A 2,962-nucleotide genomic window follows, 5' to 3' on the forward strand; every position below is an offset into this window, starting at 1 on the left:
CTTAAAAGCTTTAAGTGTTTGCTGTGCTTCGTACCCTCTTAGAATTTTCTCTTTGTAGGACATGATATTATAGTCCTCATTTCCAAGAACAATATCTTTAATGCCAGGCACAAATGCATCAACTTCTAAAAATGCCAGATAAGACAGCATGTTAGGAATTTCGATTTTAACCATAAATTCCTGATCAGAATCACGGTGCATTGGATCATCATGTTTTTTGCCAAATAAACCAATTGCAATCAAAGGCGCTTGTGTTTGCCCCTCGTATAACGATTCCATTGCCGCAAACTTCATCGGCTGTGTTTTGGCTACATCTCGTGCCGAACCGTCACCCGAGGCAACCAACATTACTGATGAGATCAATCCGAAAATTGCAGCAACAACGATACTTCTTTTTGCGAATAGAATGTGACGTTTCTTGAGTAAAAACCAACTACTAATTCCTAAAACAAATATAGCTGCCAATACATAACCGGACGTTGTTGTGTGTAAAAACTTTGTAACGGCCGTTGGTGATAAGATTACGTCCCAGAAGCTTTGCATCTCATTACGTGCTGTCTCAGGATTAAACTTCATTCCTACCGGATTTTGCATCCATGCATTGGCCACCAATATCCATAAAGCAGAGAGGTTGGCCCCTACAGCAGTTAACCATGTGGCGGTCAAATGGAACTTTTTGCTAACCTTGTTCCACCCGAAGAACATTACAGCAATAAAGGTACTTTCCATAAAAAAGGCCATGATACCTTCAATTGCTAACGGAGCACCAAATATATCACCCACAAACCAAGAGTAATTTGACCAATTGGTACCAAATTCAAACTCAAGAATGATACCGGTAGCCACTCCTATGGCAAAGTTAATTCCAAAGAGCTTCATCCAGAATTTGGTGATTCGTTTCCATTCCGGATTACCTGTTTTTACATAAATGGTTTCCATAAATGCTATGATAAAACTGAGTCCCAAAGTCAATGGAACAAACAACCAGTGAAACATAGCAGTAAGCGCAAATTGTGCCCTCGACCAATTGACGAGTGACAAATCAATGTTCTCTAGCATTTCTGTATTTATATATTAATGACTAATTAATTCTTCTATTACATGGCTGGCTCTTTCTTCATCAGTCGTATACCTGTTTTTTAAAGTATCCCGAAAGAAAAACAAGCGCAAAACGGCAAACATGATAAACAGCTTTACTAGTATAATTACCCACAAAGTCCTGGCCCACGGCGAAAGGTTTTTAAATCCATCTAAATAGAAAAAATATACCTTCTTTATCCACTTCATATTTCAACAACTATCTATCTCATTGGAGAGAATAAATTTAATCAGATTAGTTTAAACAAAACACGACAATTGTCGCTTTTTTCCAAACAATAAATACAACCATTAAGTCATATTAATTCTTTTCAAGATTTGTGAAAAAATATTAAAATCGAATTTCCATCCCACATAAACTCTGATTCCTAACACATTATATCTTCAAATAATCAGGGAGATACTGATTTGTTTGATTAATTCAGTATTAAAAATATTAAACAAATTTGGAAGTTAAATCCATTTTGTTCATCTTTACTTCGTATTTGAGTATTTAATTACTCATTTGCGTTTTTAATTTACAATTAAGATAAACTGTTGTATTAACGAATAATAATTAGTAATTTATATGTGAATTTGAAAACAACAATGGTTAAACACTGATGCCATTGTGTTGAAGAATTCAAGAATGTTAAACAAATACCCAGAAAGATGACCGCAGAACAATTCAACCATCGATTATTGGGGCTTCAACAAAAGATGTTTAGCTATGCCCTTACATTAACAGCGAACGAGGAAGATGCACACGACCTTGTTCAGGAAACAAATTTCAGAGCCCTTTCATCACGTGAGAAATTTGTGATGAATACCAACTTCTCTGCATGGATGCATACCATCATGCGTAACTCATTTATTAACAACTATCGTCGTAAGTACAAAATGCGTCAGGCGCCTATGTTGGTAGATGAAGTTAATTACTTATCAAACAAGTATTATACAGATGACACTCCTGATGTGATTCACTATACTGGTGAAATCAGAACACAAATGGGAAAACTCGAAGGTGAGTTTAAACAGCCTTTAACCATGCACATGGAAGGCTACAAATACAAAGAAATTGCTGAAGAATTGGATATGCCAATTGGTACTGTTAAAAGTAGAATCTTCTTTGGTAGAAAAAAACTTCAAAAGATGATTGAGTTAGCCATTGACTAATTCTCAGAATATTAAACCCAATAAAAAAGGTAAGCGATTAGGCTTACCTTTTTTATTTTGTCAAGTTATCAAATTAATTCCTCGAAAAACGTTTCGCTGCTTTACCAGCTTCTTTAATCATTGAATTGATTGAGATATCTTCATTCAATCCTGCCTGCATCCAGGCATTTGGTGTAATTGAACCAATTTTAAATAAGCGCTCTACTTCCGGTGCAAAATCAGCTGTTTTAAGATACTGCTCAACCTGAAACTGAATTAGATGACCAAAAGCATAGTTGGATAAATAAATCGGACTATTCACCATATGTGAATAAATAGCCAAAATAGGTTGGTCGTTAACTCCAAATACCGGTGCATAAAACTCATTCCAGATATCAACGGCAATAGATTCAACTGCCACTTTCAGTTGTTCAGCTGTAGCATCAGGATTGGCATATAACCACTTCCACATGCGTTGATCTAATAGGGATACACCCATAATTTCATATGTTGACCAGAAATTATCTAAAGTTTGTAAAGCTTCTTTCTCTGGATTTTCATTCTTCATATCAAGCAATTCCAAATCACGCTTTTGAAAAATGAAGGCCAGTGCTTCTGTGAACGCTGTATTTGGAACTCCATTTAACATGTAATAATCAACATCATACAAAGAGATGGTTTGCTCCACATTATGCCCGAACTCATGAATTGCAATATTGTAACCTTTATA

General features: G+C 35.6%; 3 protein-coding genes and 1 pseudogene. 1 reads left to right on the forward strand and 3 read right to left on the reverse strand.

The window, feature by feature from the left end; genetic code table 11:
• A partial coding sequence (locus AC4MRQ_RS25470) for a cytochrome ubiquinol oxidase subunit I (protein ID WP_491200552.1) occupies window positions 1-1,059 on the reverse strand: 1,059 nt, incomplete at its 3' end.
• Between the two features lie 15 nt (window positions 1,060-1,074).
• Entirely contained in the window at window positions 1,075-1,287 is a 213-nt protein-coding gene (locus AC4MRQ_RS25475) for a DUF4492 domain-containing protein (protein ID WP_491200553.1), read from the reverse strand.
• Between the two features lie 462 nt (window positions 1,288-1,749).
• Between AC4MRQ_RS25475 and AC4MRQ_RS25480 the strand changes: the two genes are divergently transcribed.
• Window positions 1,750-2,253, forward strand: coding sequence for a sigma-70 family RNA polymerase sigma factor (locus AC4MRQ_RS25480; RefSeq protein WP_491200554.1), 504 nt, complete (start codon window positions 1,750-1,752; stop codon window positions 2,251-2,253).
• A 73-nt stretch (window positions 2,254-2,326) separates the two neighbouring features.
• Here the strand turns inward: AC4MRQ_RS25480 and AC4MRQ_RS25485 are convergent.
• Window positions 2,327-2,962 (reverse strand): annotated as a pseudogene (locus tag AC4MRQ_RS25485) (hypothetical protein); the annotation flags it as partial.

The organism is Carboxylicivirga sp. (assembly GCF_982718395.1).

Excerpts from the sequence above, each read along its gene's own strand:
- AC4MRQ_RS25480 (WP_491200554.1), top strand. The coding sequence starts at position 1,750 with ATGACCGCAGAACAATTCAACCATCGATTATTGGGGCTTCAACAAAAG.
- AC4MRQ_RS25475 (WP_491200553.1), bottom strand. The coding sequence starts at position 1,287 with ATGAAGTGGATAAAGAAGGTATATTTTTTCTATTTAGATGGATTTAAA.